The sequence below is a fragment of the Allosalinactinospora lopnorensis genome (assembly GCF_000981225.1).
Classification (GTDB): Bacteria; Actinomycetota; Actinomycetes; order Streptosporangiales; family Streptosporangiaceae; genus Allosalinactinospora; species Allosalinactinospora lopnorensis.
This window is the reverse complement of record NZ_LAJC01000075.1, coordinates 1-24,284: the sequence shown is the minus strand read 5'-3', so window position 1 is coordinate 24,284 and position 24,284 is coordinate 1. Positions and strand designations below refer to the sequence as shown.

The following is a 24,284-nucleotide window of genomic DNA, read 5'->3' as shown; positions in this document are numbered from 1 at the left end:
CGGCGCGGGTGAGAGCTGGAGAACGCGATGGTCCGGAATGAGAGTGCGGCGGTCCCGTGGGAACGGGCGCGCGAGGCCGCGAGGGAGTTCGGGGAGCGCTGTCCGCGCCCGGCCGAGCAGGAGGTTCCTCTGGCGGCCGCGCTTGGAGCGGCGCTCGCCCGCGATGTGACCGCTCCGCACGGCCTGCCCTCTTACGATTCCTCGGCCATGGACGGTTACGCGGTTGCCGGGCCGGGGCCGTGGACGGTTCGCGGCCGGGCTCTCGCCGGTGTCTCGGAACCGGTCGTTTCCCTGTCGCCGGGACAGGCCGTCGAGGTGGCCACTGGCGCGCGGGTGCCCGCGGGCGCCGAGGCGGTGCTGCCCTATGAGGCCGCCGCTGTCGATGGCGGGCGGGTGAGCGGGCGGATCGCCCCGGGGCGGCATGTGCGCCGGGCCGGGGACGACATTCCGCGCGGGCGCACCGTCCTCTCGCGCGGCACCGTGGTCACCCCGGCCGTGCTCGGGCTCGCCGCGAGCCTGGGATGCGACTCCCTCCCGGTCCGCCGTCCTCGTGTCGCCGCGTTCATCACCGGCGACGAGATCGTTTCTGAGGGGCTGCTCGCTCCGGGGGCGGTGCGCGACGCGATCGGGCCGATGCTGCCCGGTACGGTTGCCTGGGCCGGTGCGGCGCTGGAGGTCTCCGGACACATCGGCGACAGTTTCCCCGGCATGCTCACCGCCCTCCGGAAGACCGCGGACCGGAGCGACATCGACGTCATCGTGGTCAGCGGTGCCTCTTCGAAAGGCCCCGCGGACCACCTGCGCGGGGTCCTGGCGGAGCTGGGGTCCACGGTGGTGGTGGACGGCGTCGCCTGCCGCCCCGGCCACCCGCAGCTGCTCGCGTACCTGGGAAGCCCCGAGGCGCCCGGGACCGTGATCGTGGGGCTCCCCGGAAACCCCAACGCCGCCCTCGCCGCGTCTGTGACGCTGCTGGTCCCGGTACTGAGCGCCCTGGCGGGCCGTCCCGACCCGGGCGCGGCGAGCCCTCGCTTCCTGCCGCTCGCGGGGGAGCCCCGGCCGCATCACCGCGACACCCGGCTGGTCGCGGTCCGCGTGGCCGCCGAGGCGGCGGAACCGGTCGGTCGCGACCAGCCCGGGAGTCTGTGGGGTGCGTCGGGGGCCGATGCCTTCGCCGTGGTACCGCCGGACTGGAATGGGGCCGCGGCGGCTCTGGTGTGGCTTCCGCGATGACCGGGGCGGGCGTTCGGGGCGGGCGCCGCCGCGCCGGATCGGCGCGGTTCTTCGGCCCCGCGCCGATCCGGTATGCCTCGGTGAGGGGCCGCGCGGCACGCCTAGACTGGCTTGGGGCGCCCCCGCCCCTTATCCCCGAGTTCTGAGCCCGAACCGTCCGGTGCGACGGAGGCGATGGAGTACGGAGCCGCTGATCCATGTCCTCACCCCGTCTTGACAAGGGACTGCTGACAACCCCGGTGCAGCGCCCCGTTCCGCTGCGCGAGAGCGTCTACGAGGCGCTTCTCGATCTCATCGTCCGGCGCCGGCTCCCGCCCGGGCAGCACCTGGTGGAGAACGACCTCGCCGACTGGCTCGGCGTGTCCCGCCAGCCGGTCCGCGAGGCGCTGCAGCGGTTGAGCAACGAAGGCTGGGTCGATCTGCGTCCCGGGTACGGGGCCTTCGTGCACCAGGCGAGCGAGAGCGAGGCGGAGCAGTTGCTCGCGGTGCGCGCCCTGCTGGAGACGGAGTCGGCCCGGCTGGCCGCGGGCAACGCCACCGCCGCGGACGTCGAGCAGTTGCGGGAACTGCGGCGTGCCGGTGTGGCCGCGCTGGAGCGGGGCGACTTCGACGCCGTGCTGGACAGCAACGCGGACCTGCACCGCCTGATCAGCGAGCTGTCCGGGAACCAGGTTCTCGCTGACCTGGCGGCGCAGGTCGCCCGCCGGGTGAGCTGGTACCACGCGCTGGTCGTGCGGGACCGGGGAGCGGAGTCCTGGGAGGAGCACGCCCGGATCATCGAGGCCATCGCCGAGGGCGACCATGAGTGCGCCGCCCGCCTCATGCGCGAGCACACCGACGCCACGCGCCGGGTGTACCTCGAGCACGCCGGAACGGACACCGCGCCGGAGAGCGAGTGACGGTGTGGGGCGGGAGCGCCCCGCACCGGCGTCCGGCGAGTCGATCGGGCCGGGGCCGTAGCCGTCAGCGGGGCACCGGCTCCTTCGCCTTCCCGGACGGCTCGGCGGCGGGGTGTGCCGGGGCAGCGGGGCCGCGGGCCCTGCGGAGCAGCACCCCTGCATGGACCGCGGCGGCGACGATGATCACTCCCGCGAGGGCGCTGGTGAGGTGCATGGCGTCGGTGAAGGCGGTGTGCGCCGCGCGCACCAGCGCGTCGCCGGTCTCGGCCGGGAGTGAGGAAGCGGTGGTGACCGCCCCGCCGAGGGTGTCCCGCGCGGTGTCCATCGACGCCTCCGGCACGCCGTCCACCTCGTCGAGACGGAACCGGTAGGACGCCGTGAGCACGCTGCCCAGAAGCGCCACGCCCAGCGCGCCGCCCAGCTCGTAGGCGGTCTCGGAGATCGCCGAGGCGGCGCCGGCGCGTTCAGGGGGCACCGCGGTCATGATGGCGTCGTTGGTCAGCGTCTCGGCGAGGCCGGACCCGCCGGCGATCAGCCCGAACGCCACGGCCACCAGCAGCACACCGTTGTCCAAGGGCGCCTGCGTGAGCGCGAAGTAGCCCATCGAGATGATCCCCAGGGCGAGGAGGATGATCGTGCCCAGGCCGAGCCGGCGGGCCAGCAGCACCGCCACGAAGCTCATGAGAACGGACAGCAGCAGCCCCGGGACCAGCACCAGTCCGGCGCGGGACGGCGCCATGCCCAGCACGAGCTGCAGGTACTGGGGGAGGTAGAACAGTGAGGCCACCAGCGCGAACACGAGCACGAGGTTCGTGGCCACGGCGACGCTGAACCTTCGGACGGCGAACAGCCGGACGTCGATCATCGGAGTGGGCAGCCGCAGTTGGCGGCGGACGAACACGATGCCCACCGACAGTCCCACCACGATGGCGAGCGCCGGGAGCGGGGCGATCCCGTGGGAGGCGATCTTCTTCACCCCGTAGACGGCGGGCAGCATGGCGCCCATCGACAGCACGACGCTGAGCGGGTCGAGCCTGCCCGGGGCCGGGTCGCGGGACTCGCGCACCAGCGGCGGGGCGGCGACCAGGAGCAGGGCCATCACCGGAAGGTTGATGAGGAAGACCGAACCCCACCAGAAGTGCTCCAGCAGCCAGCCGCCGAGGATCGGACCGAGTGCACCCCCCGCCGAGAACCCGGAGGCCCAGATCGCGATCGCGATCAGGCGCTGGCGCTGGACGAGGAAGATGTTCCGGATGAGCGAAAGGGTGGACGGCATCAGTGTTGCGCCCGCCATGCCGAGCAGCGCGCGGGCGGCGATCAGTGTCTCCGGGTCCGGGGCGAAGGCCGCCATGAGCGAGGCCAGGCCGAATCCGGCGGACCCGATGAGCAGCAGCCTGCGGCGGCCGATGCGGTCGCCGAGGGAGCCCATGGTGATCAGTAGTCCGGCGAGCACGAAGCCGTAGACGTCGATGATCCACAGCAGTTGGCCGGACGTGGGGGACAGGTCCTCGCTCAGATGGGGCACGGCGAAACCGAGCACCGTCATGTCGACGGAGATCAGTAGTACCGGCAGTGTCAGCACGGCGAGGGCCGCCCACTCCCGCGGGCCGGCCCCGATCGCGCCTTCACGCCGGTGTGTTGCGGTGACTGCGGTGGAGCTCATTTTCCCTCTGACAACACTGGGCTGGCTGGTCTCTCGGGAAGGTGAAAGCGGACATCGGATCACTGGATGTGTGCGCCTACGTTCCGGCTTCTTAACCGTCCAGACGGTACAGTACCGTCCGGACGGTACACTGCCAATGTGATTTCTTCGACCACCCGCGACCGCATCCTGGACGCGCTGCAGGACATCCTGATCGAGGAGGGGAACTCCGCTGTGACCCTGGAGGCCGTGGCCGCCGCCGCGGGCGTGTCCAAGGGCGGGCTGCTCTACCACTTCCCCTCGAAGGCCGCCCTGATGACCGGGCTGGTACGCCGGTTGTCGGACCGGGCGGAGGAGGAGTTCCGCGAGGCCGCGGAGGGGGAGGAGGGGGTCGTTCACGTCTTCCTGCGCACGTCGGTGCCCGAGTCGAGAGAGGAGGCCGAGCTCTACTGGTCGCTCATCGCGGCCCTGCGCAGCAGGGACGGCATGTCCGAAGAGTCCGGACGGCTGGTCCGGCACATCTTCGACCACTGGTCCCAGTTGCTGCGCGAGGAGGTCGGCGACCCCGTGCTCGCGGAGACGATCCGCCTCGTCGGCGACGGCCTCTACCTGAGCGCGATCATGGGGCTTCCCCAGCCCGAACCGGAGGTGGTGCGCCGGCTGACGGACCGCCTCATCGCCCAGGCCAACGAGGCGCGCTGGAACGGTTAGTCACCGCCGGTCCCGGGGCGATCGGGCGCCGCTTATCGGAGACACATCTATCCACCAGGAACAACTCTCTCTATGGTGGCGATATGGCACCGTTCCGGGAACGGATGATCATCATTCTGGGGTGTCCACGATCGGGCACCACTCTGCTGCAGCTCATGCTGCACGCCCATCCCCGCATCGCGATCCCGCCGGAGACGCGTTTCCTGCTCGACATGTACTGGCACAGGCGGGAGTTCGGTGATCTGCGCGAGGCCGCCAACCGACGGGCCCTGGCCGAACGGATCGTCTACCCGAAGGGACCCGCTTCGCCGATCTGGGGCTGGATCCCGAGCAGACCATCACCGAGATCGTCGACGGCCCGGCGACACTCGGATCGGCACTGGGCACCGTGTTCCGCGGATACGCCCGGAGGTTCGGCAAGCCCCGATGGGGCGACAAGCGTCCCGGCTACTATCAGAACATCGACGAGTTGATCCGGCTGTTCCCGGACGCCCAGATCGTGCACCTGATCCGCGACGGGCGCGATTGCGTCGGCTCGCTGAAGCAGATGCCCTGGTACCGGCTCGACAGCTACCACGCGACCGCCACCTGGGCCGAGGCCGTCGACTACGGCCGGGCCGCCGCTCGCCGGCTGCCGCCCGACTCCTTCTACCAGATGCGCTACGAGGAGTTGATCGAAGACCCGAGGGCAGAGCTGTCCGCGCTGTGCGCGTTCCTCGGCGAGGAGTTCCACCCCGCTATGTGCGAGCCGAACCGGGTCGCCGGGATCGCCGTACCGCCGCGCAAAGCCTGGCACGACAACACCCATCGGAGTATCACCCGGACCAGCGCCGGCGCCTGGCAGGAGCGCCTGGAGCCGTGGGAGATCGAACTGTGCGAGACCGTGCTGGCCGGGCGGTTGGGGAAGAACGGGTACCAGCCGTCCGCGGCGCCGCGCGCGTCGGCCGTCGACCTCGCCCGCTACGCCAGGGTCGCCGCGATGCGGCGGCTCGCCCGGCGCAAGCGCAAGCTGCGCGATCGCTGGTGGCGGCTGAACGAGCCGACCCCGGGCGTCGCCGCCGCTCTCTCCGGCGGCGCCACCACGTACACCTCCGGCATCGAAGAGCCGTGACCGGGCCGCTTCGGCGAAGCGGGAGCGATCGGGACGGCCGCGCTCTCGCGGGGCAGCGAACCGCAGGGCCGCCGGCCGGGCGGCAGCGATCCGTCCCGGAGCCCGCCCGTGGTGGAGGCGCCCCCGCGTGGCGGGGCGCGGTTCACATGACCAGGGCGTCGCCGTCCGGCGCGCTGCGGATGGCGGGGAGCCCCAGGTCGGCGCAGATCTTGCCGAGCGCGTCATCGTGCCGGAAGTCGGTGAAGTGCAGGCCGCGGACACCGGGCAGGGAGAGCGCGTGCCGCGCCTGCTCCAGGGCCAGCTGATAGGCGGCCTCGCGCTGGTCCGTTGCGTTGTGCACCCGCTCGATCACCGGCTCGGGAATGTGGATTCCGGGGACGTTGTCGTTCATGTAGCGCAGCGCCCGGGCGCCTTTCACCAGGGCGATGGTCGGCAGCAGGGCGACCCTGCGGGTGAGGCCGGCGTTCTCGGCGAGCTCGGTGAACTCGGCGAGCCGGTCGGGGTGGTAGCACAACTGCAACTGCAGGAAGCGCGCGCCCGCGGCGGCCTTCTTCAGCCCGCGCCGCACCCGGTAGGCGAATGGGGGCGCGGCCGGGTTCTCCACCGCGCCGATCAGCAGCGGGGGCGCGGGGTCGAGCGCGCGCCCCGACAGGTAGCGGCCGCGCGCCAGGCCGGCGGTCGCCCTGATGAGCTGCGGGGAGTCCATGTCGAACACCCTGCGCGCCTCCGGTTCGTCGCCCGCCGTCACGTCGTCGCCGGTCATGCAGCAGATCGTGCTGACACCGTGCAACGCGGCTCCCACGATGTCCGCCTCCAGGGCCAGCCGGTTCTTGTCGCGGCAGGCCACCTGCATGATCGGTTCCACGCCTAGTCGTTTCAGGGCGATCGCGACGGCGACGTTGGAGGCGTGTGCGTGCGCCGCGGCGTTGTCCGTGGCGTTGAGCGCGTCGGCGTACGGGGCGAGGCGCGTGGCGTGCTCCGCGATGGCGTCCAGCCCGCCACTGTCGATCACGGGGCATTCCGCGGTGATGACCGGACGGGGCGGTTCGGGGTCGGTGAGAAGCTCGGCCAGAGTAGGCACCAGGCGGCTCCTATTCCTCCTCGTCCGGCTGCCAGCCGGCGGGTACGTGCTTGTCGCGGCCGGTCAGCAGGTTGACCCATGAGGAGGTCCCCTGCAGTCGGCTGTCCACGGGCGGGCGCAGGTCGTCGAATTCCTCGCGCCAGGTGCGCGGCATCCGCTCCGAGCGGCCCTGCGCCTTCAGCCAGACGCAGGTCATGTCCGGGTCGACCTCGCAGCCCCCGTCCTCCCGGACTCCGCCGCAGGGGCCGTTGCGCAACTTCTTCGGGCAGTTCATGGGGCAGGTGAGCCCGGTCGAATGCAGGACGCACTGGCCGCACATGCTGCATCCCCAAACCGGTTTCTTCACCGCGTGTTCGATGGTGGTGAGCAGTCGGCCCATAGCCTGCTCCTTCTTCCGCGGTGCTCTGGGTGGCTGGGCCCGGGCGGGGACTCGGAGAAAGCGTCCTCGACCCGCGATCCGCCTGTTGCGTAATTCGAGACGGCGTGCATATGGAGAAACTTGATGATGTGTGGTTAGCATATGAGGGCGCGATTCGTTGCGTCAACAGATGCCCGTTGCGCCACGCGAAACTTATTTTCATGTTTCTCTTGGCATAGGAGTTGGGCGAAGGGGACGCTCCGTTGCGTGTAGCGAATCTTGTTGCGCACCGAGTGGTGGAGGTCCGTATGGCCGTCATCGAGAGTCCGGAGATCCTGCTCTACCCGCGGATCCGGAAATCGCCGTTCTTCTACGCGTCGCGCCGGCACGGCGTGGCCAAGTACAGCGTGTACAACCACACGTACCACCCCCGCCACTACGGCGACCCCGTGGCCGAGTACTGGCACCTGCTCAACGGCGTGACGCTGTGGGATGTCGGGGTGGAGCGCCAGATCGAGATCACCGGCCCCGACGCGTTCACTTTCACGAACATGCTGGTCCCACGGGACCTCAACAAGTGCAAGGTCGGCCAGTGCAAGTACGTGTTTATCACGGCGCCCGACGGCGGGATCATCAACGACCCCGTGCTCCTGCGCCTGGGGGAGAACCACTTCTGGCTGTCGCTGGCCGACAGTGACGTGCTGCTGTGGGCGCAGGGGCTGGCCTACAACAGCGGACTGGACGTCACGATCCGCGAGGCCGACGTGGGCCCGGTGCAGATCCAGGGGCCCAAGTCGCGGGATGTCATGGTGGACCTCTTCGGCGAGGACATCCTGGACATCGGCTACTACTACTGCGCCGAGTACGAGCTCGACGGCATGAACGTGGTGGTCTCGCGCACCGGCTACACCTCCGAGCTCGGTTTTGAGATCTACCTGCACAACGCCTCCCGCGACGGCGTCAAGCTGTGGGACAAGGTGATCGAGGCGGGGACCCCGCACGACATCCGGGTCATCGGTCCGTGCCACATCCGGCGCATCGAGGGCGGCATCCTGGCCTGGGGCAGCGACATCGGGCTCGACACCAACCCCTTCGAGGTCGGTTACGGCTACGAGGTCAGCTGGATGGTCGACCTGGCGCAGGAGGCCGACTTCATCGGCAAGGAGGCGCTCAAGCGCATCCGGGACAACGGCATCGACCGCAAGCTCGCCGGCGTGGAGATCGGCGGTGCGCCTCTCGGGTCCTACAACGACGGCTCCATGGTCGACTCCTTCCCGGTGTACCTGCCCGGTTCGGACAACCCGGTGGGCAAGGTCACCTCGGCCTGCTTCTCGCCGCGCATGGAGAAGAACATCGGGTTCGCGATGCTCCCGATCGAGCTGGCGGGGCCGGGGATCGAACTCGTCATCGAGCGGCCCGGCGGGGCGGTGCCGGCGACGGTCGTGCCGAAGCCGTTCATCGACCCGCAGAAGTCGCTTCCCAAGCAGAACCTGCACCAGCTGGTCAGCGGCTGAGACCGCTCCCGGTCCCCCTCGGTGTCCGCGCCGAGGGGACCGGCGTTCGGTCCTACAGGGCGCTCCCCGTCGTCGAGCGCCACCCGGTGCGGCGGGCGCGGCGCCCGCGCCCGGCTCCGGGCCCGGGAGCCGTCCCGGCTCCCGGGCCCGGCAGGGGTTGCGTCATAAGAGACATGTATTTCTATAAGCAACAATCCGACGTCTGGTCATGGTTCGCCAAGAGGGGTGCAGCGGTAACTCCGGCCCTGGTGGAAACCCTTGACACGAGCTTCTGCGCGTCGGACCCTGTTGCGTAACGCGCTTTTTGTTGCGCTTCCTGAAACTTCGATGGCGAAGGTAGGAGTGCCATGCCTGCTCCCGATTCCGCCCCTCGAACCACCCCAAGAGTCGTCGTGATCGGCGCGGGCATCGTCGGCTGCGCGGTGGCCGACGAACTCACCATGCGGGGATACACCGACGTCACGGTGGTCGACCAGGGCGACGTGTACACCACCGGTGGTTCGACGTCGCATGCTCCGGGGCTGGTCTTCCAGACGAACGGGGCTAAGGCCATGACCGACTTCGCCGACTACACCGTGCGCAAGTACGGGGCGCTGCGGCAGGACGGCCGCCCGTGCTTCAACGCGGTCGGCGGCCTTGAGCTGGCGGTCGCCCCGGAGCGCCTCGACGAGCTGCACCGGCGCTGCGGCTGGGCGCGATCGTGGGGGATCGAGGCCCGGGTCCTCGGCCCGGAGGAGTGCGCCGAACTGCACCCCCTCGTCGAGGCCGAGCGGATCCTCGGTGGGCTGTACACCCCCACCGACGGCCTGGCCGACGCCGTCCGCGCCGCCGGGGCGCAGGGAGAGGCGGCGGTCTGGCGCGGCGCGCGCTTCCTCCCCCGGCACGAAGTGCTCGACATCGAGGTCAGCGGAGGGGGCGTCACCGGCGTCATCACCGATCAGGGCCGCATCGGAGCGGACATCGTGGTCTGCTGCGCCGGCATGTGGGGGCCGCGCATCACCGGGATGGTCGGCATGACACTCCCGCTCACGCCGCTGGCGCACCAGTTCGGCTGGACCGGCCGGGTCCCGGCTCTGGCCGGCGAGGGCGGGGGCGGCGGAGCGGAGCGCCACCCGATCCTGCGCTACCAGGAGCGCGACCTGTACTACCGGGGCGACGGCGAACGCGTGGGCATCGGCTACTACGGCCACCGCCCCATGCCGCTCGACCCCGCCGCCATCGGCTCCCCGGGGACCACCGGCGACCGCCCGATGCCGTCGATGCTGCCGTTCACCCCGGAGGACTTCGCGCCCGCCTGGAGCGACACCCTCGGCCTGCTGCCCGCCCTCGAAGAGACCAAGCTGGAGGAGGGGTTCAACGGTCTGTTCTCCTTCACCCCCGACAACATGCCGCTCATCGGGGAGTCTCCCGACGTCGGCGGGTTCTGGGTCGCCGAGGCCGTGTGGATCACCCACTCGGCGGGGGTGGCGCGCGCGGTGGCCGAACGGATCGTCGAGGGCGAGTCGACGTTCGACCTGCACGCCTGCGATGTCAACCGGTTCCAGCGGCACCAGCTCGCCCCCAGCTACCTGCTCGAACGCGACTGCCAGAACTTCGTCGAGGTCTACGACGCGATCCATCCGCTGCAGCCGATGGAGGAGCCCCGCCCGCTGCGCGTCGCTCCGTTCCACACTCGCCAGACCGAGCTGGGCGCCTTCCAGCTGGAGGCGTCGGGCTGGGAGCGGCCGCACTGGTACGAGGCCAACGCCGCTCTGACCACCGGCCGCGAGATCCCCGTCCCGGGGCCGTGGGCCCGGCGGTACTGGTCACCGATCATCGGGGCGGAGGCCCAGGTCACCAGGGAGCGGGTGGCGCTCTACGACATGTCCTCGCTGATGCGCCTGGAGGTCACCGGCCCCGGATCCGCCGCCTTCCTGGACCGCATGACCAGTGCCCGCGCCGAGCGCGCGCCCGGAGCCGTCAGCTACTGCCTGCTGCTGGACGAACGCGGCCACCTGCGCGGCGACATCACCGTCGCCCGGGTCGGCGAGGACCACTTCCAGCTGGGCGTGAACAGCCCGCTCGACCTCGACTGGCTCCGCCGCCACCTGCCGGCCGACGGGACGGCCCAGGTCCGCGACATCACCCCGCAGACCACCTGTATCGGGGTATGGGGGCCGCTCGCCCGGGACCTGGTGCAGCCGCTGGCCGACCACGACCTGTCCAACGAGGGGCTGCGGTACTTCCGCTGCGCCCGGTTCCACATCGGGGAAGTACCGGTGCTGGCGATGCGGGTGTCCTATGTCGGCGAACTCGGCTGGGAGCTCTACACCACCCCCGACTACGGTCTGCGGCTGTGGGACACGCTCTTCAAGGCCGGCCTGCCGCTGGGGGCGATCGCCGCCGGCCGCGGCGCGTTCAACAGCCTGCGGCTGGAGAAGGGCTACCGAGCGTTCGGCGTGGACATGACCGATGAGCACGACCCCTACGAGGCGGGCGTCGACTTCGCGCTGCGCATGAACAAGGGCGACTACATCGGCCGCTCCGCTGTCGAGGGCCGCGCTCCGGAGAGTGCACGGCGCCGGCTGACCTGCCTGACCATCGCCGATCCCGCGGAAGCGGACACCGGTATGGGCGGGGAGCCCGTGTACCTGCCCGGCGAAGGCCGCCCCGCCGGCTACGTCACCAGCGCCGGGTACGGCTACACGATCGGCGCCGGCATCGCCTACGCCTGGCTGCCCGCGGCCTCCAGCGAGCCCGGGACCGCGGTGGAGATCGGCTACTTCGATCGCCGCGTGCCCGCTGTGGCCGCGGCGGATCCCCTATTCGACCCGGACATGAAGAGGCTGCGGCTATGACACCGGAACCGCTGTGGAGGACACGGGAGCCGGCCGCCGGCTACGACGTCGTGGTCGTGGGCTCCGGCGGGCACGGGTTGGCCACCGCCTACTACCTGGCGCGCGACCACGGGGTCCGCGACGTCGCGGTGCTGGAGCGCGGCTGGCTGGCCGGCGGCAACATGGCGCGGAACACCCAGATCATCCGGTCCAACTACCTGTGGGACGCCAGCGCGGGTATCTACGAGCACGCGCTGAAGCTCTGGGAGGAGCTGGAGGGCGACCTCGGCCGGGACGTGCGTTTCAGTCAGCGCGGCGTGCTCAACCTCGCGCACACCACGCACGATGTGCGCGAGTCCGTGCGCAGGGTGAACGCCAACCGGCTCAACGGAATCGACGCCGAATGGCTCACTCCCGATGAGGTCAAGAAGCTCGTCCCCATCATCAACACCAGCCCCGACCTGCGGTACCCGGTGATGGGCGCCACCTACCAGCCGCGGGCTGGCATCGCCGACCACGACCAGGTGGCCTGGGGCCTCGCCGCGGCCGCCGACCGGCTCGGCGTGCACCTCATCGAGGACTGCGAGGTCACCGGGTTCCAGCGCAGCGGCGACGCCGTCACCGGTGTGCAGACCTCGCGCGGCCCCATCGCCGCGGGCAAGGTCGCGCTGTGCGCCGCCGGGCACACCTCCGTCCTCGCCGATACGCTTGGGCTGCGCCTGCCGCTGCAGAGCCACCCGTTGCAGGCGCTGGTGACGCAGCTGCTGGAACCGGTGCTCGACACGGTGGTCATGTCCAACACCGTGCACGTCTACGTGAGCCAGGTCGACAAGGGCGAGCTCGTCATGGGCGCCGGCATCGACGGCTACAACGGCTACGGGAGGCGCGGCTCCTTCAGCACGATCGAGCACGAGCTCGCGGCGGCCGTCGCGCTCTACCCGATTTTCGCCCACGCCCACCTGCTGCGCACCTGGGGCGGAATCGTCGACGTCTCCCCGGACGCCTCGCCGATCATCGGTCTCACCCCGTTCGACGGGCTCTACATCAACTGCGGGTGGGGGACCGGCGGCTACAAGGCCACGCCCGGTGCCGGCCACGTCCTCGCCGACACCATCGCCAACGACCGCCCGCACCCCCTGGCCGAGCCCTACGCACTCGACCGCTTCACCAGCGGGGCGCTGATCGACGAGCACGGCGCGGCCGCCGTCGCGCACTGACCACGACAGGGAGGACGTCACCAGCATGCTGCTCATCCCGTGCCCGTGGTGCGGACCCCGCGGGGAGGCCGAGTTCCGCTACGGCGGGCAGGCCCGCATCGCCTACCCCGAGGATCCCTGGGTTCTCGACGACGTCGCCTGGGCCGATTACCTGTTCATGCGGGACAACCCCGAGGCTGGTTCGCCGAGCGCTGGTTCCACGCCGCGGGCTGCCGCCGCTGGTGCGACGTCATGCGGCACACCCGGACCAACCGTGTCGCGGGCTCCGCCCCCACCGGCGAGGAGCTGCCGGAGGTGCCCCGATGAGCGGGCGGCGCGCCGCCCCGGCAGCGGCCGAGGAAGCCGGGGCCACGATCACCTTCAACGGCCGGAAGCTGCCGGCGCGCCCCGGAGAGCCGCTGGCCGCCACGCTCCTGGCCAACGGCGTGCGCACCGTCGCGTCGGGGATCTACACGGATCGCCCGCGCGGCGTGTTCGGGCTCGGAGCCGAGGAGCCCTGCGCCTATGTGCGGGTGGACTCCCCGCCGGGGGAGAGCATGTCCCAGGCCACGAGGGTCGAGGTCCACGACGGCCTGCGGGCCGGGGCGCTCAGGGGCTATGCACGGCTTCCCGAGGCGGAGGAGGCGCCCCGCGGTGACAGGAAGTGGGCGCACTGCGATGTCCTCGTCGTCGGCGCGGGTCCCGCCGGGATCGCGGCGGCCACGGCCGCCGCGCGGGCCGGGGCGCGCGTCCTCCTCGCCTGTGACGGGCCGCACCCGGGCGGCGGCCTGGTCGGGGCGCCGCACCCGGTCGACGGGCCGTCGGCACACGAGTGGCTGGAACCCCGGATCGCCGCCCTCGGCGACGTCCCGGAGCTGCGCCTGCTGACGCGCACCACCGTCACCGGCCTGCACGACCACGGTGAGGCGGTCGCCCTGCAGCGCCGCCCGCACGCCGCCCCGGGCGGGGCCGCGCACCGGCTCTGGCACATTCGGGCCCGCCGCGTCGTCCTCGCCACCGGCGCCTGCGAACGGCCGATCGCGTTCGAGGGGAACGACCGGCCGGGGGTCATGCTCGCCGGAGCCGCTGTGGGATACGTCCGGCGCCACGGTGTGCTCGCCGGGGGCCGCGCCGTCGTTTTCGGCTGCCACGACGAGGCCCTGTGGGCGGCGGTGGAGCTGCACGACGCGGGGATCGCGCTGACGGCGGTGGCCGACGCCCGGCCCGCCCCCGGCCCGGCCCCCGTCGCCGCCCTGTACGAGCGCGGCGTCGGGGTGCTCACCGCGAGCGGTGTCACCCGCACCACCGCCGGCACCGGTGGGAACCTGAACGGGGCCACCATCGCCCCAATCGACGTACACGGGAACGCGACCGGAGAGGGGCGCTCCTTCCCCTGCGACCTGCTCGCCGTGTCCGGCGGCCACGACCCCGCCACCGCCCTCGCCGCGCAGATCGGGGGACGCAGGCGCTGGTCACCCGAGCACGCGGCCTTCCTGCCCGCCGAGCTTCCGCCCGGCACCCGCTGCGCCGGTGCGGTCACCGGGGCACGCCCCCCGGCAGCCGCCCGCGACCAGGGAACCGAAGCCGGGCACGCGGCGGCCGCCGATGCGCTCTCGGCCGCGGCCGGTCCGGCCGGGAGCGGCTCCTCCGAAGCGGCCGGAAGCGCGCCCCCGACTGCAGAGGGGACCAACCGCACACCGCCCGCGGCGCTGTGGACGGTCACCGACACCCGGACCGACGAGTCGCGGGTGTTCGTCGACCTGCAGCGCGACGCCACACTGGCCGACATCCGGGAGGCCGTCGAGGCGGGGATGGCCTCCATCGAGCACATCAAGCGGCACACCACCATCGGTACCGGGCCGGACCAGGGCCGCACCTCCGGTGTGCTCACCACGGGAATCGTGGCCGGGCTGCTCGGTCGATCCATGGACGGGGTGGGCGGTACCGGCGCCCGCCCGCCCTGGCTCCCGATCCCGCTCACCGCGGTGGCCGGGCGCGATATCGGGGAGCTGCTCGACCCCGCCCGCCGCACCCCCATGCACGAGTGGCACGTCGCCCGCGGCGCGGTGTTCGAGGACGTCGGCCAGTGGAAGCGGCCCCGTTACTTCCCGCGGGAGGGGGAGGACATGCGCGCCGCGGTGCTGCGCGAGTGCCGCGCCGCCCGCGAAGGGGCCGCGGTCCTGGACGCGTCCACCCTCGGCAAGATCATGGTGGAGGGGCGCGACGCCGGGGTCTTCCTGGACCGGATCTACACCAACAACTTCTCCACCCTGCGACCGGGCCGCTGCCGCTACGGGGTCATGTGCACCGCCGACGGCATGGTCCTCGACGACGGCGTCGGCGTCCGCCTCTCCGAGTCCCGGTACCTGTCCACGACCACCACCGGCAACGCCGACACGGTCCGCGCGTGGATGGAGGAGTGGTCCCAGACCGAGTGGCCCGATCTGTGCGTGCACATCACCGACGTCACCGACAACTGGGCCACCATCAGTGTGGTCGGGCCGCGCTCGCGCGACGTCGTGGCGCGGCTCGCCCCCGGGCTGGACCTCTCTCCCGAGGACTTCGAGTTCATGACGTTCCGCGACACCCTCGTCGCCGGCGTGCCGGCGCGGATCCTGCGGGTCAGCTTCACCGGCGAGCTGACCTTCGAGATCAACGTGCCCGCCTGGTACGGCAGCTCCTTGTGGGAGGCGGCCCTGGCCGCGGGGCGGCCCTACGGCATCACCCCCTACGGCACGGAGAGCATGCACCTGCTCCGCGCGGAGAAGGGGTTCATCGTCGTGGGCCACGAGACCGACGGCAGCGTGACCCCGGTCGATGTCGGGCTGGGCTGGGCGGTCTCCAAGCGGAAGGACTTCATCGGCAAGCGGTCGCTGTGGCGCCCCGACACCGCGCGCGAGGACCGGGAGCAGCTCGTCGGCCTGCTGCCGGAAGACGGCGACCACGTGCTGGCCGAGGGGGCGCAGCTCGTCGCCGCCCCTCCCGGTACGCCTCCGGTGCCCATGCAGGGCCATGTCACCTCCTCCTATCTCAGCGCGGTGCTGGGCCGGTCGTTCGCGCTCGGCCTGCTGCGCGAAGGGCGGCACAGGCACGGCGAACGGGTGTACGCCGTGCACCTGGACCGGGCCGTGCCGGTGACCGTCACCGATCCGGTGTTCTACGACAAGGAGGGCAGGCGGCGTGATGGATGAGACCGCGAACGGGACGCTCCCGTTGCCGCGTATCGAACGGAGCAGTCCCGCCGATCACCTCGCCGAGCGGTTCGCGGGCACCGGTTCGGAGGCGACGGTGACCCTGCGCGAGATCCCGTTCCTGGCCCAGGTGGAGCTGCGCGTCAACCCCGGTGAGGAGGGGCAGGCCGCCCGGATGGCCGGGGAGTTCCTCGGCTGCTCGATGCCCGGTCCGGGCCGATGGGAGGGCAACGGGCAGCCGCACGCGCTGTGGTGCGGCCCCGGCTGGTACCTGATCGTGGACGCCAGCGCCACAGGCCGCGGTCTGGCCGCCGGGTTGGCGGCGGCCCTGGGAGGCGAGTACGGCGCGCTGTGCGCCGGCGTCGTCGACGTCTCCGCTCAGCGCACGGTGCTGGAGCTGCGCGGACCGCAGGCACGGGAGGTGCTCGCGCACGGGTGCGAACTCGATCTGCACCCTCGCGTGTTCGGTCCCGGCCACTACGCGCAGACCCTGCTCGCCAAGGCCACCGTGGGCATCCAGCAGATCGACGCCACACCGGCCTACCGCATCCAGGTGCGCGCCTCCTACGCTGACTACCTGGCTCGCTGGCTCCTGGACGCGATGCACGAATACACGGAATACACGGTGGAGGGACAGTGACTATCGGCTACGGGTTCGGGGGGCCCTGGCCGATCTCCGCGGGTGCTCCGGCGCTGCCCGCGCGCGTTACCGGCGGGAACCCGTCAACCCAGTCAACGAGATCGTTAAACCTGTTCTCACCTGCGAAAACAGAGCGTGCAACGCTCCTGGCCAGGAACGGCGCCGACTTCGCCACTATCGTGGTAGTTATGGCTTCCAACGACCACCGCGCAGGAAATAGTCGAAACGCGAGCGCACAACCATCGTTTGGGCGGGGGTCGGGTGGTGGAGCGGATCCGGTCAGGGCCGCTTCCGGAACGTCGGCGAAGGACGGGGCGCCGGTCCAGTCGGTGGACCGCGCGGTCACGGTCCTGGAGATCCTCGCCCAGCATGGCGAGGCCGGGGTGACCGAGATCGCGGCCGAGCTCGGGGTGCACAAGTCCACGGCGTTTCGGTTGGTCGGCGCTTTGGAGCGGCGCGGCCTGGTCGAACAGCCGGGCCTGCGCGGCAAGTACCAGCTGGGTTTCGGGATAATCCGGCTGGCTGGTGCGATGGCGGCAGGACTGGACCTGACCCAGCAGAGCCGCCGCGTCTGCGAGGATCTCGCCGCTGAGTTGGGCGAGACAGTGAATATCGCGATTCCCAGCGGGGACATGGTCGTCAACATCGACCAGGTCCGCGGTGCGTCCGCGGTAGTGACCCAGAACTGGATCGGCCGTCAGAACCCCCTTCACTCCACGTCCAGCGGCAAGGTGCTGCTGGCCCACATGCGCAAGTCGGATCAGCGGCGGGTGCTGAGAGCTCACCTGGAAGAGATCACTCCCAGCACCATCACCGACCCTGAGGCCTTGCGTGCCGAACTCGACGAAATTCTGGAACGCGGCTTCGCCACAGCAGTCGAAGAGCTCGAAGTCGGCCTGAACGCCGTCGCCGCCCCGGTCCGCGGACTCTCCGGCGAAGTGGTAGCCGCGGTCAGTGCCTCCGGTCCTTCGTACCGGATGGAGGAGAACAAGCTGGAGTCGATCGGCGAGATCGTGCTGAAGGCCGCCGATGAGATCTCCACCCGTATGGGACACATGCCCGCCGCCTGACACACCATGACGCCGGCGCAGTGCTGGCGTCCGACCGTCATCGCCGGGCGCTGGGGTCCAGCCCGAGCGCCGCGGCGATGGTGCGTGCCGCGCGCTCGATGAGCTCCTCGGCAGAGGGGGAGATGTCGAGGGTGGCTCCGTTCTCGTCGGGCCGCAGCGGTTCCAGCGTCGCTATCTGCGAGTCCAGCAGTCCGGTCGGCATGAAGTGGCACGAGCGCTCCTGCAGCCGGTCGGCGATGAGCTCCCGCGATCCGTCGAGGTGGATGAAGCGGACATCGGGTGCGCCCTCGCGCAGCAGGTCCCGGTAGGACCGCCTCAGCGCCGAGCAGGCCATGATGGTCGCCTGGCCGTGGCTCTCGTGGGCCGCGATCCATCCGGCGAGCGCGGAAAGCCAGGGCCGGCGGTCCTCATCGGTCAACGGGACGCCCTGCGACATCTTGTCGATGTTGGGGTGCGGATGGAAGTCGTCGGCCTCCGCGAAGGGCAGTGAAAGCCGCTCGGCGACGTGCTGGGCGACCGTGCTCTTGCCGCTGCCCGAAACGCCCATGAAAACGAAGTGCATGGTCTGGTCTTTCCCGTTTTCCGTGTGCGAAGCCGGCCCTCGCGCACCTTGCCGCTAATAGTGTTACCAATAGGCTTCACTAGTGTCCTACGCGCCGTGAACGCCCGCCAGAGCGAAGGAGCCCCATGAGCGGTGACGCCGACCGCCGCACCCTGCACAACAGGGTGCTCGCCGTGCTGGGGCCGGCCATCGTCGCCGGCGAGTACGCGCCCGGTCATGTGTTCACGCTCGAACGCCTGGAGCGCGACTACAGTGTCTCGCGGACCGTGGCCCGCGAGGCCGTCCGGGTGCTGGAGTCGATGCGGCTGGTGCGCAGCAGGCCGCGCACCGGAGTCCGTGTCCGCCCCAGCGAGGAGTGGAGCGTCTTCGATCCCCAGCTCATCCGCTGGCGGCTGGCGGGCTCGGGGCGCATGGCCCAGCTGCGTTCGCTGACCGAGCTGCGCGCGGCGATCGAACCGCCGGCCGCGGCCGCGGCCGCGAGCAACGCCCCGCCCGAGCTCCGGGCGCCCCTCGTCGAGCTCTGCGAACGGATGACGGCAGCGGGGCAGGCGGAGGACCACGAGGGTTTCCTCCGGCTGGATATCGAGTTCCACCGGCGGATCCTGGAACTCTCCGGCAATGAGATGTTCGTGGGGCTCTCCGATGTCGTCGCCGAGGTCCTCACGGGCCGGACCGAGTACCACCTGATGCCGCGTACACCGAGGCCCGAGGCGCTCCGGTTGCACGCCCACGTCGCCGAAGCGGTCCGTGACGGCCTGCCCGAGGTGGCGCGGGCCGCGATGCGGGCCATCGTGGGCGAAGTGGTCGAAGCGCTCGGCGAGGCCGAGCAAGGGGACGCGGGCCGCTGAACGGCCCGTGCCCCCTCCGCCGGGCGGTCTCAGACCAGCAGGCTGGCTACGAAGGCGAACGCGAAACCGATGAAGCCGATCAGCGTCACCATCACGGTCCAGGTGCGCAGCGTCGTCTTGACGTCCATTCCCAGGAACCGGCCCACCAGCCAGAATCCCGAGTCGTTGACGTGGGACAACGCTGTGGAGCCGCAGGCGATCGCGATCACGATCAGCGCCAGGTGGATGTTCGACAGCTCTGCTGTGGCCTCGACGGCCGGAGCGATGAGGGCGGCGGCCGTGGTCAGCGCGACCGTGGCCGACCCCTGCGCCACCCGCATCGCGAGCGCGATGACGAACGCCGCGACGATGATCGGCAGCCCGGTGGCGGCCAGCGTGGACTCCAGCGCCTCCCCGACACCGCTGATGCGCAGTACGCCGCCGAACATCCCGCCGGCACCGGTGATTAGGATGATCGCGCACACCGGCCCGAGGGCGTCGTTGCAGATCTGCTCGACCCGCTCACGCGGATACCGCCCGTGCCCCAGCACGACCATGGCCATGATCGCGGTGATGAGAAGGGCCACGGGGGTCTCGCCGATCATGAGCAGCGCCTGGACCACGGGTGCGTCGGAGTCGAGCGCACCGGTGGTGACCAGGGTCGCGGTACCGGTGTTGCAGAAGATCAGCAGCATCGGCAGCAGCAGGATGCCGATGACCGTGAGCAGGTGCGGCGGTCGCTCGTAGTTGAGTTCGCCCCCGGCGGTGAAGTCGTCGGGCACTGGCAGCTCGATCCGGCGCCCGGTGTACAGCGCGAACAGGTAGCTGGCGATGTACCAGGTGGGAATGGCGAGGAGCAGCCCGACGACGAGCGTCATGCCCATGTCGGCGCCGATCAGGTCGGCCGCGGCGACCGGTCCTGGGTGCGGGGGCACGAAAGCGTGCATGACCGCGAAGGCGCCGGCCGCGGGCAGCGCGTACAGCAGCACCGAGCCGCCCAGGCGCCGGGCGACGCTGAAGATGACCGGCAGCATGACGATCAGGCCGGCGTCGAAGAAGATCGGGAAGCCGAACAGCAGGGAGGCGATCCCCAGTGCGAGCGGTGCCCGCTTCTCCCCGAGGACCGAGACGAGTGCACGGGCGAGGACGGCGGCGCCTCCGGTGACCTCCAGCATCCGGCCGATCATCACGCCGAGGCCGACGAGTAGCGCGACACTCGCCAGCGTTCCGCCGAATCCGTCGAGCAGAGCCGGAACGATGTCGGCGAGCGGGATCCGGGTCGCCAGTGCGACCAGCAGACTGACCAGCACCAGCGAGACAAAGGGGTGCAACCGCACCTTCATTACCAGGAACAGCAGGACCGCGATCGCGGCGCCCGCGATCAGCAGCAGCGGCCCTGTTCCATAGGCGGGCTCGATGGCTTCCAACGGTGCCTCCGGTGGACGGGGGGATGGCTGTTAACACGCGGTTGACGTGTTCCGTCGTAACGGTGGCCGCAATGGTAATACCATTTGTGAGGGGGTGTGATCCCCCCGTTCGGAATTGTTATCCGCGTATGCGGGGACTGGACAGGGCACCGACGTTCCGGATAAACCAGTCAGTAACTTCGCCGCAGGCGTCCTGGTGTAGAGCAGGACGTGCAAAGGAAGCGGCCGCGGCACCGGAGAAGGCGGCGGTGGCTCCGTGGCAACGGCGGCCCGTCCGCGCGCCCCTGCTCCGCGGCGGCGTTGACGAGGCGGGGATGGAGAACGGGGCGGATGCACAGGCTGACCAACCAAGTACGCCCGTACGCATGGGGATCGAGGGCGGCGATCCCGCGCATGCTCGGCCGGGAGCCCGATGGCCGGCCGCAGGCCGAACTGTGGCTCGGCGCCCACCACGGCGCCCCCAGCACCCTGTGCACCGAGGACGGCCCGGTCCCGTTCGACGACTACATCTGCGCCGGCCCCAAGGACGCCCTTGGCGAGTGGACCGTCCAGCGGTTCGGCGAGCGCCTGCCGTTCCTCCTCAAGGTGCTGGCCGCCGAGGAGCCGTTGTCGCTGCAGGTCCATCCCGACGCCGCGCGGGCCCGTGCCGGGTTCGCCGCGGAGGAGGCCGCCGGGATCCCCATCGGCGCGCCCCACCGCAACTACCGGGATCCGCACCACAAACCGGAGCTAGTGTTCGCGCTGGAACCGTTCGAGGCGCTGTGCGGGTTCCGCGACCCCGCCGACGCCCATGCCGACCTGCGGGAGCTCGACTGCGAGCTGGCCCGCGCACTGTGCTGCGACCTCGCGCACGCCGCCCCGCACATCGCGCTGCGGGCCGCGTTGACACGGCTGCTCACGCTGCCGGCCGCGCATCGCGGGCGGCTCGTCGGCGGTTTCGTCGCCGAGTGCGAGGAACGCGCGGCCGAAGGGATCCCGGAGGGCCTGCACACCAGCACCGTCATCGAGCTCGCGCGGCGCTATCCCGGCGACCCGGGGGCGGTGGCCGCCCTGCTGCTCAACCGGGTCACCCTGCAGCCGGGGGAGGCGCTGTTCCTGCCCGCCGGGAACGTGCACGCCTACCTCCACGGCGTGGCCGTCGAGGTCATGGCGAGTTCGGACAATGTGCTGCGCGCCGGGCTGACCGGCAAGCATGTCGATCCCGTGGAGCTGCTCGACGTGGTGGACTTCTCCGTGTTGCCGATCCCCTACACCCACCCGGTGCACACGGATGGGCAGGAACTGGGGCGCAGCGATTTCCGGCCGGGTGTACCGGAGTTCGCGCTGGTCGCCCTGGGGCCGGGAGCGATCGGCGCCGACCTGCCCGGCGACGTCCCGGTGGTCGTGCTGGCCCTGGAGGGCCGCGCCGTCCTGCGCGCGGGAACGGGACAGCAGATGAGCCTGGGCCGCGGTGAGTCGGTGTTCGTCCCGGCCGAGGCCGGCGGCGTCCGGATCGACGGCCACGGCCGCATCGTGGCCGCCACCGTGGGCGACGACGACTGGGCCTGAGGGCGGACTCCGCTATGCCTCCGCTGGTCCGGCCGTGCTCCGGATGTCGCGTTCGGCCACCTCTTTGAGGGTTCCGGCCACGGTCCGGAAGTCGTTGTCCACGTGGAGCACCGTGAGGTCGTGGTGGACAGCGGTCGCGCACACGAGGAGGTCGATCGGGCCCGCGGCGCGGTGCTGCCCCCGCTGGGTGAGCTTGTACTGCGCGGTCTCCACCCAGCGCCAGGTGTTCTTGGGGACCGGGGCCGCACGACACAGGGCATCGAGGTCGTCGGCCAGCTCGTCGCGGTGCTCCGGGCCTGTGGCCGAATACAGGAACTCGGTCCGCGTGGGCTCGCAGACCCGGAACACCCCGGAGGCGATGTGCGCGGTCCAGGGGGCGAGTGCTCCCGGGGTGCGGAACAGGTGCCACAACGCCGAGGCGTCGAGGAGGTAGCCGATCACCGGAACGTGTCCCGCCAGGCACGTTTCGCGGCGGTGTGCGCCGCCGCCGCCTGGTCGAACTCGCCGCGCGCGCCGCGCTCGGCGAGCCGCTCCGCGGCCTCCAGGCGCCTGATGCGGTCGATGTACTCGCGCAGGGCCGTGTTGACGGTCTCCTTCTTGGTCCGGGCGCCCATGAGCCGCATGGCCTCGGCCAAGACCTCTTCGTCCAGGTCGATCTGTGTCGCCGTCATCCTGACCTCCCCGATATTGGCGGCATACGTATTAATCATACATAGCCAACATCGGCTCGTTGCCTCCGTGGCAGGGACGGCGGCGCGGAAGCTCAGCCCAGCGTCGCCCCGACCTTGACACGCCCCTTGAGCAGGTCGCGAGCGATGGTGCGGCGCTGGATCTCGTCGGTTCCCTCGAAGATGCGGAGTAGCCGCAGGTCCCGGTACCAGCGTTCGATGGGCAGCTCGCGGGTGTAGCCCATGCCGCCGTGGATCTGCATCATGCGGTCGACGATCTCGTTGGCCTTCACACCGCCGAACAGCTTGGCGATGGACTGGGCGTGCCGGGAGTCCCGGCCCTGGTCGACCTGCCAGGCGGCGTGCAGCACGAGCAGCCGCAGCGCCTCGATCTCCATCTGGGAGTCGGCGATCATCCACTGGATGGCCTGCCGCTCGGCGATGGGGGCGCCGAAGGTCTCCCGGGTCTTGGAGTACTCGATGGACATGTCCAGCAGCCGCTCGCAGCTTCCGAGGGCGCGGGCGGGCAGCAGGTAGCGGCCCTTGCCGATCCACTGCATGGCCAGCGGGAAGCCCTTGCCGACCTCGCCGAGCACGTTCTCCTCCGGAACCCGCACGTCCTCCAGGACGATGGAGGCGGGGCGCCGCTCGCCCATGGTGTCGATGGGCTCGGAGTGCCACCCGTGGTCGCGGTCCACGAGGAAGCAGGTCACGCCGCCATCGGCGCCGAGCTCCTTGTCGGTCACGGCGAACACCAAGGCGAAGTCGGCCTCGTTGCCGCCGGTGATGAACGTCTTCTCGCCGTTGACGACCCATTCCGGGCCGTCCTTGACGGCGCTGGTGCGGATGGCCTTGGCGTCCGAGCCGGCGCCGGGCTCGGTGATCGCGAAGCAGGACGTGCGCTCACCGGCGATGGTGGGCAGCAGGTAGCGCCGTTTCTGATCCTCGTTGGCGTGGTAGAGGATGTTGTCGGCCTCGCCGCCGAAGCGGAACGAGGCGAACGAGCGGCCGAGCTCGGTCTCGATGAGCGCGGTGGTGACCGCGTCGAGCCCCATCCCGCCGTACTCGACCGGGGTCTGCACTCCCCAGAAGTCGGACTTCTTGGCGAGTTGCTGGAGTTCCCTCCGCTCCTGCGCGGTCAGCCCGGGCTCCTCTCCGCGGCGCTCCCGGATCAGCACCTCGTTCTCGAGCGGGATGAGCTCGCGTTCGACGAAGGTCCGCACCCAGTCGCGGATCTCCCGTTGCTCGTCGGTCAAGGAAAAGTCGACCATGTCCGGCTGACCCCATTCCGCCGCCCGCTGCGGCGCCGTTAACCTAACAGTGTTCGGTTGGGAGGATAGGCGGTGCGGGCGACCCTGGGCAAGAGCCTGCGGCGCGCGCCCGATCGTGGAAGGATCGCCACGACCGGTGAGTGAGGGAAGGAGCCGTGGTGGGCAGACCCAGGACGCCGATTCTCACCCGGGAGGGGATCCGTGCGGCGGCGCTGGCGCTGATCGACCGCGACGGCCTGGAAGGGCTGTCCATGCGCAAACTCGCCCAGGAGTTGGACGTCCAGGCCGCCTCCCTCTACAGCCACTACAAGACCAAGGACGAGCTGCTCGGCGCCATCGCCGACGAGGTGACGGCCGGCGTCGACGTCTCGGGCTTCGAGACCGGCGACTGGCGGCACGGGATCACGGTCTGGGCGCGCTCCTACCGCGCCGCACTGACCGCCCACCCCAACCTGGTTCCCTACCTCGCGGCGGGCCCCGGCCGCCGCGACGAGGCGCTGCGCCGCGCCGACGCCGTGCACG

Annotated in this window: 22 protein-coding genes and 1 pseudogene; 15 read left to right on the top strand and 8 right to left on the bottom strand. The window is 71.0% G+C overall.

What is annotated here, in order from left to right; translation table 11 throughout:
• The first annotated feature begins 27 nt into the window (after positions 1 to 27).
• Both VS93_RS21915 and VS93_RS21910 read left to right on the top strand, forming a co-directional pair.
• Positions 28 to 1,230, top strand: a complete 1,203-nt coding sequence (locus tag VS93_RS21915; protein WP_046471776.1) for a molybdopterin molybdotransferase MoeA — start codon at positions 28 to 30, stop codon at positions 1,228 to 1,230.
• A 197-nt stretch (positions 1,231 to 1,427) separates the two neighbouring features.
• Positions 1,428 to 2,129, top strand: a complete 702-nt coding sequence (locus VS93_RS21910; RefSeq protein ID WP_046471775.1) for a GntR family transcriptional regulator — start codon at positions 1,428 to 1,430, stop codon at positions 2,127 to 2,129.
• Positions 2,130 to 2,193: 64 nt separating this feature from the next.
• Here the strand turns inward: VS93_RS21910 and VS93_RS21905 are convergent, their stop codons facing one another.
• The gene (locus VS93_RS21905; RefSeq protein ID WP_046471774.1) at positions 2,194 to 3,792 is read right to left on the bottom strand and encodes an MFS transporter; all 1,599 of its coding nucleotides are present in this window, start codon (positions 3,790 to 3,792) and stop codon (positions 2,194 to 2,196) included.
• Between the two features lie 138 nt (positions 3,793 to 3,930).
• On the opposite strand from VS93_RS21905, the gene VS93_RS21900 reads away from it, so the two are divergent.
• The 3 genes from VS93_RS21900 to VS93_RS21895 all read left to right on the top strand — a co-directional run bounded on the left by VS93_RS21900 (position 3,931) and on the right by VS93_RS21895 (position 5,593).
• Positions 3,931 to 4,482, top strand: a complete 552-nt coding sequence (locus tag VS93_RS21900) for a TetR/AcrR family transcriptional regulator (protein WP_046471773.1) — start codon at positions 3,931 to 3,933, stop codon at positions 4,480 to 4,482.
• Between the two features lie 83 nt (positions 4,483 to 4,565).
• A complete protein-coding gene (locus VS93_RS32640; RefSeq protein ID WP_338022780.1) occupies positions 4,566 to 4,955 on the top strand; it encodes a sulfotransferase in 390 nt (129 codons plus the stop codon).
• Positions 4,871 to 5,593 (top strand): sulfotransferase family protein, encoded by a 723-nt coding sequence (locus tag VS93_RS21895; protein WP_269082881.1) that lies wholly within the window; start codon positions 4,871 to 4,873, stop codon positions 5,591 to 5,593. Before VS93_RS32640 ends, VS93_RS21895 begins: the two co-directional genes overlap by 85 nt.
• A 142-nt stretch (positions 5,594 to 5,735) precedes the next feature.
• Here VS93_RS21895 and VS93_RS21890 read toward each other — a convergent pair whose 3' ends face one another.
• Together VS93_RS21890 and VS93_RS21885 are read right to left on the bottom strand one after the other, a co-directional pair.
• Positions 5,736 to 6,674, bottom strand: coding sequence for a methylenetetrahydrofolate reductase (locus VS93_RS21890; protein WP_046471772.1), 939 nt, complete (start codon positions 6,672 to 6,674; stop codon positions 5,736 to 5,738).
• 10 nt (positions 6,675 to 6,684) lie between these two features.
• Complete coding sequence (locus VS93_RS21885) at positions 6,685 to 7,053, bottom strand: methylenetetrahydrofolate reductase C-terminal domain-containing protein (RefSeq protein WP_046471771.1); 369 nt, start codon at positions 7,051 to 7,053, stop codon at positions 6,685 to 6,687.
• A 287-nt stretch (positions 7,054 to 7,340) separates the two neighbouring features.
• Between VS93_RS21885 and VS93_RS21880 the strand changes: the two genes are divergently transcribed.
• The 7 genes and pseudogenes from VS93_RS21880 (at position 7,341) to VS93_RS21855 (ending at position 17,459) form a co-directional block, all read left to right on the top strand.
• Complete coding sequence (locus VS93_RS21880) at positions 7,341 to 8,546, top strand: glycine cleavage T C-terminal barrel domain-containing protein (RefSeq protein WP_046471770.1); 1,206 nt, start codon at positions 7,341 to 7,343, stop codon at positions 8,544 to 8,546.
• A gap of 347 nt (positions 8,547 to 8,893) precedes the next feature.
• The gene (locus tag VS93_RS21875; RefSeq protein ID WP_046471769.1) at positions 8,894 to 11,383 is read left to right on the top strand and encodes a GcvT family protein; all 2,490 of its coding nucleotides are present in this window, start codon (positions 8,894 to 8,896) and stop codon (positions 11,381 to 11,383) included.
• Complete coding sequence (locus VS93_RS21870) at positions 11,380 to 12,579, top strand: sarcosine oxidase subunit beta family protein (protein WP_046471768.1); 1,200 nt, start codon at positions 11,380 to 11,382, stop codon at positions 12,577 to 12,579. Before VS93_RS21875 ends, VS93_RS21870 begins: the two co-directional genes overlap by 4 nt.
• 25 nt (positions 12,580 to 12,604) lie before the next feature.
• Positions 12,605 to 12,885, top strand: a pseudogene (locus VS93_RS33540) (sarcosine oxidase subunit delta).
• The gene (locus VS93_RS21865; RefSeq protein WP_046471767.1) at positions 12,882 to 15,749 is read left to right on the top strand and encodes a 2Fe-2S iron-sulfur cluster-binding protein; all 2,868 of its coding nucleotides are present in this window, start codon (positions 12,882 to 12,884) and stop codon (positions 15,747 to 15,749) included. The pseudogene VS93_RS33540 and the gene VS93_RS21865 overlap by 4 nt, the downstream one beginning before the upstream one ends.
• Positions 15,742 to 16,389, top strand: a complete 648-nt coding sequence (locus VS93_RS21860) for a sarcosine oxidase subunit gamma (RefSeq protein WP_046471766.1) — start codon at positions 15,742 to 15,744, stop codon at positions 16,387 to 16,389. The genes VS93_RS21865 and VS93_RS21860 overlap by 8 nt, the downstream gene beginning before the upstream one ends.
• Positions 16,390 to 16,718: 329 nt before the next feature.
• On the top strand, positions 16,719 to 17,459 hold the full coding sequence (locus VS93_RS21855) for an IclR family transcriptional regulator (protein ID WP_046471765.1): 741 nt from the start codon (positions 16,719 to 16,721) through the stop codon (positions 17,457 to 17,459).
• Between the two features lie 37 nt (positions 17,460 to 17,496).
• Here VS93_RS21855 and VS93_RS21850 read toward each other — a convergent pair whose 3' ends face one another.
• Positions 17,497 to 18,021 (bottom strand): gluconokinase, encoded by a 525-nt coding sequence (locus tag VS93_RS21850; protein WP_046471764.1) that lies wholly within the window; start codon positions 18,019 to 18,021, stop codon positions 17,497 to 17,499.
• A 125-nt stretch (positions 18,022 to 18,146) separates the two neighbouring features.
• Here VS93_RS21850 and VS93_RS21845 point away from each other — a divergent pair, with 125 nt between their 5' ends.
• Positions 18,147 to 18,869, top strand: coding sequence for a FadR/GntR family transcriptional regulator (locus VS93_RS21845; protein ID WP_046471763.1), 723 nt, complete (start codon positions 18,147 to 18,149; stop codon positions 18,867 to 18,869).
• Between the two features lie 29 nt (positions 18,870 to 18,898).
• On the opposite strand, the gene VS93_RS21840 is transcribed toward VS93_RS21845, so the two are convergent.
• Positions 18,899 to 20,275 (bottom strand): GntP family permease, encoded by a 1,377-nt coding sequence (locus tag VS93_RS21840; RefSeq protein WP_046471762.1) that lies wholly within the window; start codon positions 20,273 to 20,275, stop codon positions 18,899 to 18,901.
• Positions 20,276 to 20,605: 330 nt separating this feature from the next.
• Here VS93_RS21840 and manA point away from each other — a divergent pair, with 330 nt between their 5' ends.
• Complete coding sequence (gene manA, locus VS93_RS21835) at positions 20,606 to 21,823, top strand: mannose-6-phosphate isomerase, class I (protein ID WP_046471761.1); 1,218 nt, start codon at positions 20,606 to 20,608, stop codon at positions 21,821 to 21,823.
• A 12-nt stretch (positions 21,824 to 21,835) separates the two neighbouring features.
• On the opposite strand, the gene VS93_RS21830 is transcribed toward manA, so the two are convergent.
• The 3 genes from VS93_RS21830 to VS93_RS21820 all read right to left on the bottom strand — a co-directional run bounded on the left by VS93_RS21830 (position 21,836) and on the right by VS93_RS21820 (position 23,762).
• Entirely contained in the window at positions 21,836 to 22,264 is a 429-nt protein-coding gene (locus VS93_RS21830) for a PIN domain-containing protein (RefSeq protein ID WP_046471760.1), read from the bottom strand.
• Positions 22,261 to 22,494: a type II toxin-antitoxin system VapB family antitoxin gene (locus tag VS93_RS21825; RefSeq protein ID WP_046471759.1), complete on the bottom strand. Its 234-nt coding sequence runs from the start codon at positions 22,492 to 22,494 to the stop codon at positions 22,261 to 22,263. The genes VS93_RS21830 and VS93_RS21825 overlap by 4 nt, the downstream gene beginning before the upstream one ends.
• A 92-nt stretch (positions 22,495 to 22,586) precedes the next feature.
• Positions 22,587 to 23,762, bottom strand: coding sequence for an acyl-CoA dehydrogenase family protein (locus VS93_RS21820; RefSeq protein WP_046471758.1), 1,176 nt, complete (start codon positions 23,760 to 23,762; stop codon positions 22,587 to 22,589).
• Positions 23,763 to 23,920: 158 nt separating this feature from the next.
• On the opposite strand from VS93_RS21820, the gene VS93_RS21815 reads away from it, so the two are divergent.
• Positions 23,921 to 24,284 (top strand): TetR/AcrR family transcriptional regulator (locus VS93_RS21815; RefSeq protein WP_046471757.1); only part of this gene is annotated, 364 nt, incomplete at its 3' end.

Coding starts and splice junctions, on each gene's coding strand:
- VS93_RS21915 (WP_046471776.1), top strand. CDS start 28: ATGGTCCGGAATGAGAGTGCGGCGGTCCCGTGGGAACGGGCGCGCGAG.
- VS93_RS21910 (WP_046471775.1), top strand. CDS start 1,428: ATGTCCTCACCCCGTCTTGACAAGGGACTGCTGACAACCCCGGTGCAG.
- VS93_RS21905 (WP_046471774.1), bottom strand. CDS start 3,792: ATGAGCTCCACCGCAGTCACCGCAACACACCGGCGTGAAGGCGCGATC.
- VS93_RS32640 (WP_338022780.1), top strand. CDS start 4,566: ATGGCACCGTTCCGGGAACGGATGATCATCATTCTGGGGTGTCCACGA.
- VS93_RS21885 (WP_046471771.1), bottom strand. CDS start 7,053: ATGGGCCGACTGCTCACCACCATCGAACACGCGGTGAAGAAACCGGTT.
- VS93_RS21880 (WP_046471770.1), top strand. CDS start 7,341: ATGGCCGTCATCGAGAGTCCGGAGATCCTGCTCTACCCGCGGATCCGG.
- VS93_RS21875 (WP_046471769.1), top strand. CDS start 8,894: ATGCCTGCTCCCGATTCCGCCCCTCGAACCACCCCAAGAGTCGTCGTG.
- VS93_RS21870 (WP_046471768.1), top strand. CDS start 11,380: ATGACACCGGAACCGCTGTGGAGGACACGGGAGCCGGCCGCCGGCTAC.
- VS93_RS21865 (WP_046471767.1), top strand. CDS start 12,882: ATGAGCGGGCGGCGCGCCGCCCCGGCAGCGGCCGAGGAAGCCGGGGCC.
- VS93_RS21860 (WP_046471766.1), top strand. CDS start 15,742: ATGGATGAGACCGCGAACGGGACGCTCCCGTTGCCGCGTATCGAACGG.
- VS93_RS21850 (WP_046471764.1), bottom strand. CDS start 18,021: ATGCACTTCGTTTTCATGGGCGTTTCGGGCAGCGGCAAGAGCACGGTC.
- VS93_RS21845 (WP_046471763.1), top strand. CDS start 18,147: ATGAGCGGTGACGCCGACCGCCGCACCCTGCACAACAGGGTGCTCGCC.
- manA (WP_046471761.1), top strand. CDS start 20,606: ATGCACAGGCTGACCAACCAAGTACGCCCGTACGCATGGGGATCGAGG.
- VS93_RS21825 (WP_046471759.1), bottom strand. CDS start 22,494: ATGACGGCGACACAGATCGACCTGGACGAAGAGGTCTTGGCCGAGGCC.
- VS93_RS21820 (WP_046471758.1), bottom strand. CDS start 23,762: ATGGTCGACTTTTCCTTGACCGACGAGCAACGGGAGATCCGCGACTGG.